General features: G+C 45.0%; 9 protein-coding genes and 1 pseudogene. 4 read left to right on the top strand and 6 right to left on the bottom strand.

Annotated features, from left to right (window positions below; translation table 11 throughout):
* Window positions 1-234: 234 nt before the first annotated feature.
* A complete protein-coding gene (locus Q0C11_RS14745) occupies window positions 235-345 on the bottom strand; it encodes a hypothetical protein (RefSeq protein ID WP_367273769.1) in 111 nt (36 codons plus the stop codon).
* A 78-nt stretch (window positions 346-423) separates the two neighbouring features.
* On the opposite strand from Q0C11_RS14745, the gene Q0C11_RS13790 reads away from it, so the two are divergent.
* The gene (locus Q0C11_RS13790; RefSeq protein ID WP_293008945.1) at window positions 424-720 is read left to right on the top strand and encodes an IS66 family insertion sequence element accessory protein TnpB; all 297 of its coding nucleotides are present in this window, start codon (window positions 424-426) and stop codon (window positions 718-720) included.
* A gap of 97 nt (window positions 721-817) precedes the next feature.
* Window positions 818-1189 carry a hypothetical protein gene (locus Q0C11_RS13785; protein ID WP_293008943.1) on the top strand — a complete coding sequence of 124 codons (372 nt, stop codon included), beginning with the start codon at window positions 818-820 and terminating at the stop codon, window positions 1187-1189.
* 59 nt (window positions 1190-1248) lie between these two features.
* Here the strand turns inward: Q0C11_RS13785 and Q0C11_RS13780 are convergent, their stop codons facing one another.
* Both Q0C11_RS13780 and Q0C11_RS13775 read right to left on the bottom strand, forming a co-directional pair.
* Entirely contained in the window at window positions 1249-1479 is a 231-nt protein-coding gene (locus Q0C11_RS13780; RefSeq protein WP_293008941.1) for a hypothetical protein, read from the bottom strand.
* Between the two features lie 19 nt (window positions 1480-1498).
* A complete protein-coding gene (locus tag Q0C11_RS13775; protein ID WP_293008939.1) occupies window positions 1499-2965 on the bottom strand; it encodes an amidohydrolase family protein in 1467 nt (488 codons plus the stop codon).
* A gap of 953 nt (window positions 2966-3918) precedes the next feature.
* Between Q0C11_RS13775 and Q0C11_RS13770 the strand changes: the two genes are divergently transcribed.
* A complete protein-coding gene (locus Q0C11_RS13770) occupies window positions 3919-4614 on the top strand; it encodes a fumarylacetoacetate hydrolase family protein (protein ID WP_293008937.1) in 696 nt (231 codons plus the stop codon).
* 152 nt (window positions 4615-4766) lie between these two features.
* Window positions 4767-4876 (top strand): annotated as a pseudogene (locus Q0C11_RS13765) (IS6 family transposase); the annotation flags it as partial.
* 115 nt (window positions 4877-4991) lie between these two features.
* Here the strand turns inward: Q0C11_RS13765 and Q0C11_RS13760 are convergent.
* The 3 genes from Q0C11_RS13760 to arsD form a co-directional block, all read right to left on the bottom strand.
* The gene (locus tag Q0C11_RS13760) at window positions 4992-5594 is read right to left on the bottom strand and encodes an NAD(P)-dependent oxidoreductase (protein WP_293008935.1); all 603 of its coding nucleotides are present in this window, start codon (window positions 5592-5594) and stop codon (window positions 4992-4994) included.
* 222 nt (window positions 5595-5816) lie between these two features.
* The gene (arsA, locus tag Q0C11_RS13755) at window positions 5817-7586 is read right to left on the bottom strand and encodes an arsenical pump-driving ATPase (RefSeq protein ID WP_293008933.1); all 1770 of its coding nucleotides are present in this window, start codon (window positions 7584-7586) and stop codon (window positions 5817-5819) included.
* A 19-nt stretch (window positions 7587-7605) separates the two neighbouring features.
* Window positions 7606-7956, bottom strand: coding sequence for an arsenite efflux transporter metallochaperone ArsD (gene arsD, locus Q0C11_RS13750; protein ID WP_293008931.1), 351 nt, complete (start codon window positions 7954-7956; stop codon window positions 7606-7608).
* Window positions 7957-8146: the final 190 nt, after the last annotated feature.

Here is an 8146-nt window from a genome sequence, read left to right as displayed (position 1 = left end):
GACTCATGCGTTCAATCAATTCCATCCATGCTTTGAATTCCCTTGATTTCATTGTGCACACCTCTATATCTCAATGCACGTTGGACAAACAATTCAATAATTAATTGTTACATAGCCAATTTGAAGATTCGTTACAATTTCTGATTTATTTTGTGAATATAGGGGTGAAGTGGTCTCCTACAACTGTACAACCTGAGGGTAGAATTAAGCTCTGCTATTGTTAGTTAATCAAGCTCAGGCAACCCGATCAATTGTTTGATATTGATAATAAACTTCATTGGGTGTTTGGTTATCAAGACCTTGGTGAAAACGTTCCTGATTGTACCAGCAAAACCACTGAGTCAATCGTAAGCGTCCAACGCCACCATCTAACAATTTTTAATGCGCTCAATTATCCTCAAACATTTTTTGAGAGGATAACCAATGGCATTACCGACAGATCCGCAAAAACATATAGAGACCTGGCAGTCGAGTGGTTTATCGCAGGTAGCGTATTGTCGTCAGCACAAGCTGAATTCCAAAACATTCGCGAACTGGTTGCGGGTTTATCGTTCTCAACCAGTTGCTGCAGTTGCGTCGACTTTGATTCCGGTTGAGATCAAGTTGGAGCCTTCGTCATTGGGGTCACTGTGTTTACGTTGTCCGCAAGGTCATACGCTAGAACTACCAACAGAGATATCACCCCAATGGCTGGGGAAATTGCTGAAATGCCTGGATTGATTACTAATCCGAGTAGCTGATATGTGCTGTCAAAAATGGGGTCCATTGGTTTAAGCAACGAGTAGATTTGCATAGTACAGCGGAGTAAATTTTGCTAGTGACAGATAACCTAATTTTTCCTGCTTACGCTGTCTGTCTTGCCGGATGTTTAATAGCGCAATTGCGCGAAGGGGGTGCGTCGATATGCCTGAGTACGGACCATGACCTCTTATTTACCGTTCATCGATGGCATGCCAATCTGAGAATACCGGAGATCGACGAAATCAAAACGATCCCGCACGTTCCAATTCGTCGAAAGGCTAATCGGCACTATCAGGCGCGAGTATTTTTTTGGAATGGCCACGATTTAAAAAAGAAACTCGATGCTTCAAAGACTATTATAACGGTTACCGCGTTCACGCTGCATTGCCATGAAGCCTCAGCGGAAATGATGTGCTGGGTAAGGCGAATATCAACGAGTACCGGTTGAAATCACATTGCTGAGATTTATTTCATACACCGACAGCAGCGTGAATTGTAGTTCGTCACCTACAGGATAAATTCTCGCTCAATGGTGCTATCAAAGTAGCTTCGATTGTATGCCCCTGTTAGCCCATCGCGCTGTGATCTATCTTCCAGTTCTCGTGTTTTGGCCAGATTTACCCGGCTTTTATCAGCAAATTTGCTACGGCAACGGCATCGGGGATATATCGTGTGAGCATATCTAACATGCGCTGCGTTGATTAATTCTATTGCCTTATCGAAACGTTGTTTATCCATATGGAAATCCTATAGCCCGTTAGCCTGGCCTTCCGCCATGCGCAGATATAATGTTGAGAAATGAACGCCGTGTTTTCGGCCCAAAAGTTTCAAAGCTGGGATTAGTTGCTTCGCTATAAATAGTTTTGAGTTTAGAAATGCTGTCGCTCTGCAGCGATTTTTGTATTGCCGGCACATCGATTGCATAGATTTTAGCAGCGTTGAGTCCAAAAATATGTTGACGCATTGCCGTAGTAATGGCGGGGTAAGCATATCTTTCTTGAAACTTCTCACTGATTTGGAAACTGCGAAAAGCCAAAATTTGGTCCTGTGGGCTGCCATACCAAAGAGCATCAGTCCCCCAACAGATACGTTCTGCACCAAAGTATTTAATCAACTTTCCCATCAGATGAGCAGCTTGGTCAGGCTTACTCATACAATATCGCCATACACTGCCAAGTTCGGCATAGAGATTGCCTTCATTTGGACGAAAGCCGTTTTCTTGGTGCGCCTTGATGAGGCGATCAACGCCCTGTGCGGCGTTAGGTCTGTAGGGACCTTCTTCTACGCCAGATTCAAAACCGGAGTGGTAACAAATAAAAGTGACATCCGGATATAACTTCGCTGCTCTGGCAATATCGGCCGGATGTGAGTATTTATATTCCATCCCGCCCAATGGTAAGCCGCGATGCGCACAAATGGTCTTAACCTTGAGATCGCGTGCCTTTTCAATCATCGGTATTCCATAATCAGGGTCATCCATGAAATAACCGGTCCCACTGGGTCCCCACTGCGGATAAATTTTCCATGCAGCAACATTGTATTCTTTTGCCTGTGTTTCCATGAATTCGAGTCCGCCGGGTTCGTTTGGCATGACGCCGCCTTGGATCAGAATGCGGTGATTAGCACCACCTGCAGCGGCAAGTTGGCGTGCTTCGGCTGCATATTCCATCGGAGTTGGATTGCTGTTTCGTCCTCCCCAAAGTGCTGAAACTACCGAGACGCCCGTATCGCTGTCCAGAAATACTTCCTTAATCATTTGTTCAGCTGAATAGCAATCGAATTGTTCCGTGCTGCATTTGCGCCGTTGACCAAATACTTGATTGAGTACGCTGATCCAGCGTTCTCCGGATTTTCCCTGAGCCCACTTTCCGGAAGGATCAACACAGTGATTTTGGATATCAAAAATAAATTCACTACCACCAATACTGACTTGCGCAGCGGATTGGTCATATGCGGCTTCTTGTGCAATGGAGAAATAACCACCCGTCTGGCCTGAGCGCGCAAAAACTTGGTTAAATGCTAGTAAGGTAGCTGCAGAGCCAGCCAAAGTTTTCAAAAATGCGCGACGGCCTTTATTTGTGACTTTGCAAGCTCGATCTATAAATTCATGTGCATGGCGGTTTGCGGCTTGTTCTGTGAGAGTGAGTGGGAGTGGGCAATATTCAGCATTGGTTGTTGTGTCAATCTTTATTGGTAGTCGCTTTCCATTCGGGTCAAAGTCCATGGGGCACCTTTAAGAAATTGAGAACTTTTGAGACAGCATAGAGAGTGTAAACCTATGTCATTAATTTTTAAACCGCAACAAATATAAAAAATTGATCAATCCATATTCAAATCCTCTGATTGTTACATAAGCAACTTTTGTAAAGTTAAAGCTGCTTATGGTATTAATCAATAAATTACGATATTTTTTATGCTCTCTAAAGGCCCAAAAAGTGAGTTTCTTTGCTGAAGAAACATCGACGATTAAGAGCCTCAGATTCAGATGGCTACTGATTGGAAATGAAATTCCGAAAGCTTTCACCTAGTTGACTAAAGGATTTTTGATTTAACTTTGCGATCTCATCAGTAAGTTTCTAAATAGCTGAACGAGGTTTTCTGCGGAGTGTCTGGCGGTGGAAACCAGGAAATAAAGGCGTTCCACTTTTCAGCTTCATATCTTGCTAAAACAGCTTAACTTACTGCCATTCGGGTCTAATCCCACAAAGATACTTAACACGACACAGGGTTTATGTTTTAAGTATTTTGAATAAAACCAAACGTCACTTATTCTTAGATTGATCCTGCTAATACAGCATTAAGTGATGGCGGTTTTATTGTAATTTGGGACGTTTATAACGAGCTGCGGACCTCCACGAATGGTGTTCATTATGATATTCACAAGTTCAGTTCTGAAGTATTTGGCCAGAAGTTTAATGCCGATGGAAGTAAAAATGGCGCACCACACTGTTGTGTGCAGGGCTAGTTTGTTCTGAAGTACAACTTTGTGATTTTATGTGAGATTTTAGTAATACCCAGTATGGTCAAGGCGGTCAAGAAAAATCACATTGGTTTTCAATAAGATAAGGTTGTAAATGGCAGGTGGTGCAGAAAATATGAATGAATTATAATCCAGAACAAATTTGCCCTGGTATAGTGTGTTTGACAGCAATCCGGCCTCGTGTATATTCCAGAAATATGAAAAGTGACTTACATTTATCTGTTACACATCTTGCTCTTACCAATGAAATCCAGATGCGTGATGGGCGGCTGTATCCGGTTCATAGAATTTACTGTGTGGGGCGGAATTTTGCAACCCACGCGCGAGAAATGGGTGGTAGGCCAGACCGCGAACTACCTTTCTTTTTCACCAAGCCAGCCGACGCTGCCACTCAATCCAGTAAAATACCATATCCCCCCGCCACTGAAGAATTACACCACGAAGTAGAACTGGTAATGGCTATTGGGCAGAAAGGTATTGATATTCCAGTCTCTAAAGCACTTGATCATATATACGCCTATGCGGTTGGGGTAGACCTGACTCGCAGAGATATACAAAGGCAGGCCAAAAAACTGGGTCGACCCTGGGACATGGCAAAAGGGTTTGACTATTCAGCACCGGTATCTAAACTGGTACCAGCCGCTGAAGTTGGTGATGCAAGCCATTTAGAGATCAGCATAATTGTAAATGACCAGCAACGCCAACATGGCAATACTAACCAAATGATCTGGAACCTTGCTGAAATCATCAGTGTGCTGTCTAGCCTAGTTACATTGCAGGCTGGTGATCTGATATTTACTGGCACCCCAGAAGGGGTGGGTTCGCTAGTAAAAGGAGACGAAGTCGTCGCAGAAGTTGCCAAACTACCAAAGCTGAGCTTTAGAGTGGTTTAATGCTTGGCGTCATTTAGAGTGAAGCAGAACACCGTATGCTGAATAATTAACTCCTATTGTCATCCTGATAGATGACTGTAATATCAGAGGGTTCTGTCGCAAAGTTTGTCAGTTTGAGTGATACTTGCCAATTTTAGTAATTGAAAAATCCAATGATCAGTTTTAAAGGCACTCACTTTCCAAAAGATGTCATTCTCTACGCTGTTTTTGCTACTTCAGATATGGTGTTTCTTACCGCGACATTGAAGTCATTATGGAAGAAAGCGACTATCGGGATTTAAGACAAGGTGCTTTTGCGTCATGGAAAAAGATAGCGCTAGCATGAAGGCGATAATTCGGAGTTTGATACCTTACAAAAAGTTAACTTGGTAATGCCCTTAACTCACACTAAAGACCTTGGTTAATTCGCCGCGTTCAAAATGTGTAATATTATCGATAGTTATGCGGCTAATTGCGGTAAGCGCTTCGCGGGTAAAAAATGCTTGATGACCGGTAACTACCACATTGGAAAAGGTGAGCAGGCGCGCGAAAACATCATCTTGTAAAAGTTTCTCGGAGCAGTCCTCAAAAAACAAGTCACCTTCTTCTTCATAAACATCCAGCCCCAGATAGCCAATTTTTTGCGACTTAAGTCCTTTAATAATAGCGGGGGTATCTATGAGTCCGCCGCGGCTGGTATTAATCAGCATTACACCATTTTTCATTTGATTAATGGCCAGTGTGTCAACGAGATGATGGGTGCTGGGGTTGAGCGGGCAGTGCAGTGAAATAATATCCGCTTGGGGCCAGAGTTCTTCCACAGGTATGTAGCGTACGCCAGCTGCAATCAATTGCGTATTTGGCTTTACATCCGAAGCTATTAGGTTGAAGCCAATGCCAATCATAATATTGGCGAATACCTGACCAATTTTTCCAGTGCCAATAACGCCTACCGTTTTGCCATGTAGATCAAATCCGAGAAGACCGTTGTCAATCAGCATTCAATATTTTCCAGTGTCAGCGTCTTTTATGAAAGAAACTAAGATTTAAAAGCAATGACATAAAAATTAAGATGGCAAACTTGGATGCTGTTTTTTGAAAAAAACTGGCAAAATTTCAACGCTGATTGACACGTTGGCAAGATAATCGCCTCAAGACCAACTGTACGCTTGATAATATTAACCAGATATCAGCTTTCTTTCGTTAATGCGACAGAGCCATTGTTATTGGCTACTTCTTGATAAGTCCAATAACCTCTGTACGCCGACCGGTTCTTCTTTGAGTAATGGCACGACGGCATAACGCTTTGCGTGAACAATGGATACTGTTTTTATATCAGCAAGTTCGTTACTGGCGCGCTGACATAATAAGGGTGAGTGTACAGTCGTCGCAGCAACACTGTTATTAATGACCCAAGCCCACGGTTCAATACCAGCGCGGCGCAAATCGGCTTGCAGGTTAGCGGCTTCCAGCACGGGTGTTGTTTCCGCCAATGTAACAAGCAGTATCTTGGTCTGCTTAGGATTTTGCAGTTGCATCATCGGCGTTGAGTAGTGCACGATGGAACTGTCCATCTGTTTGATGACTTCGCGATGATAAGCACCGGTGGCATCCAATAATAACAACGTGTGACCGGTCGGTGCGGTATCCATCACGACAAATTTCTTACCCGCTTCCCGAATTATTCGTGAGAATGCCTGGAATACCGCAATTTCTTCTGTGCAAGGTGAGCGTAAGTCTTCTTCCAACAAAGCCCTGCCTTTAGCATCCAGATGTGCGCCCTTGGTTTCCAGGACATGCTGACGATAACGTTCGGTTTCCACATGCGGATCAATCCGGTCTATCGTTAGATTAGCCATTGCTCCATTTAGCGTTTCGCTCAGATGCGCTGCTGGATCAGAGGTGGTCAGATGTACTGGCAAACCACGATGCGCGAGATTCACGGCGATAGCCGCAGCAAGGGTGGTTTTGCCAACACCACCTTTGCCCATCAGCATGATTAAACCGCATCCGTCTTTGGCAATTTTATCAGTCAAACTGAATAAACTGGGGAATGGGATTGCAGTATGCGTAAATTCATTGCTGCCTTCGTCAGGCAAAGCATCAGCCAGTAATTTTCGTAACGTGGTCAATCCGACTAGGTTAAACGGTTTAAGTACAATGTGATCGCAAGGCAATCGGTTGAGAACTTCCGGTATGGCCACCAGAGCATCTTGTTCGCGCTGGAAGATTGCAGCGGCTAAAGGATCCCGTAACGTTTCAGCTTGCGGCAACAAGCCATCGATGACCAGAAATTGTTTCGTCAAGCCGATAACCGTTAACTCTTCATGCGTCCGCGCTACCTCACGTAACGTAGCTTGTTGCGCACGAGCCACCAATATCAATCGGCTACGCTCCGGGTCAGCTAGAGTATCTACCGCTGCTTTGTATTGGGCGCGCTGTTTTTCCAGACCAGCCAATGGGCCAAGACAAGAGGCATCGCCTTTGCCTTCTGTAAGAAAATCACTCCATGCGCCGGGCAATTGCAGCAGCCGAATGGTGTGGCCGGTCGGCGCGGTGTCGAAGATAATATGATCGTAGTCCGTAGTCAGCGGCGAATCGGTCAAAAGCGCGGTAAATTCATCGAAGGCGGCAATTTCGGTCGTGCAAGCACCGGATAATTGCTCTTCGATACCTTTGACTACCGTATCCGGTAACACACCGCGCACCGGACCGACAATGCGGTCGCGGTAAGCTTCGGCCGCCGCTTGCGGGTCGATCTCCAAAGCGGCCAAACGGGGTATTGCGGTAATCGCCGTAACCTGATTCCCAATCGTAATACCAAATACCTGGCCAACGTTAGAAGCCGGATCGGTGCTGACCAATAATACTCGCTGACCGGCATCGGCCAGTTTTATCGCTGTAGCGCAAGCTAGTGACGTTTTGCCGACCCCACCCTTGCCGGTAAAAAATAGGAAACGCGGTGGCTGATTGAGAAATTTGAGTTTGGTCACGAGTAAGCTCGAGTATCCTTTAGCAACAGCCGCCGCAACAACTCGATTCTTCGACTGCTTCCTCCAGAGGAATCCCCGCCCAGCGCGCAAGTTCGCTACGCTGCGGATAGCGGCCTGCCAATGCCACTTCTCCGTCTACGAGTATTAATGGCAGCGCTTCAGCACCGGAGCGTTCCAAAAATCCTTTCACCGTTGAATTGTCTGCAAAAACCATAGGTTGTTGCGCCAGATTAAAACGCTCGATTGCAACATCGTGCTGTTTGACCCAATCCACATCAGCGGAGAAACCGACCAGTTCCTGGTCTACGTCGGAACCGCAAACGCCTGAGCTACAGCATGAGGCAGGGTCAAATACATGAATAGTTGTCATTTTGATTCTCCTATAAAGTTAAACTAACAAGATTGCAATTAAAATTTAATTCTGCTTTCAGGCGTCCACGATTATGTTGCGATTCTTGCAATAGCCATCTCAGTGAATACTAAGCCACATAGCGAGGGTAACCAGCGTGACAAGCAATACTGGCACAGTCAACACAATCCCAACCTGAAAGTAATACCCC

The organism is Nitrosomonas sp. (genome assembly GCF_022842015.1).
Taxonomy (GTDB): Bacteria; Pseudomonadota; Gammaproteobacteria; order Burkholderiales; family Nitrosomonadaceae; genus Nitrosomonas.
The sequence above is the reverse complement of the archived record's forward strand: the minus strand, read 5'-3'. Positions and strand labels throughout refer to the sequence as shown.

What these genes read in the sequence shown, in the direction of transcription:
- Q0C11_RS13790 (WP_293008945.1), top strand. Translation starts at nt 424, where the DNA reads ATGGCATTACCGACAGATCCGCAAAAACATATAGAGACCTGGCAGTCG.
- Q0C11_RS13780 (WP_293008941.1), bottom strand. Translation starts at nt 1,479, where the DNA reads ATGGATAAACAACGTTTCGATAAGGCAATAGAATTAATCAACGCAGCG.
- Q0C11_RS13775 (WP_293008939.1), bottom strand. Translation starts at nt 2,965, where the DNA reads ATGGACTTTGACCCGAATGGAAAGCGACTACCAATAAAGATTGACACA.
- Q0C11_RS13770 (WP_293008937.1), top strand. Translation starts at nt 3,919, where the DNA reads ATGAAAAGTGACTTACATTTATCTGTTACACATCTTGCTCTTACCAAT.
- Q0C11_RS13760 (WP_293008935.1), bottom strand. Translation starts at nt 5,594, where the DNA reads ATGCTGATTGACAACGGTCTTCTCGGATTTGATCTACATGGCAAAACG.
- arsD (WP_293008931.1), bottom strand. Translation starts at nt 7,956, where the DNA reads ATGACAACTATTCATGTATTTGACCCTGCCTCATGCTGTAGCTCAGGC.